At 60.6% G+C, this 251-nt stretch carries 1 protein-coding gene; it reads left to right on the plus strand.

What is annotated here, in order from left to right; genetic code table 11:
* The coding region (locus SB660_RS22440) for an ATP-binding cassette domain-containing protein (RefSeq protein ID WP_410584682.1) at positions 1-251 on the plus strand (251 nt) is incomplete at both ends.

Raw genomic sequence — 251 nt, forward strand, 5'->3', positions numbered from 1 at the left:
GGGAAAACCACAACACTGCGCATGATCGCCGGGTTCGAAACACCGACGGCGGGCGACATTCTGATCGATGGGAAGTCGGTCCTCTCGGTCGCCCCAAACAAGCGTCCAATGTCGATGGTTTTCCAGTCCTACGCTTTGTTTCCGCATCTCACCGTGCAGGACAACGTCGGGTTCGGGCTCACCGCCCGACACGCGAGCAAGACCGTGCGGAAGGAGCGTGTCAGCGCCGTGATGGAGCTGATGGGAATCGC

This window comes from Bacillus sp. SIMBA_005, assembly GCF_046535585.1.
GTDB classification, from domain to species: domain Bacteria; phylum Bacillota; class Bacilli; order Bacillales; family Bacillaceae; genus Bacillus; species Bacillus pumilus.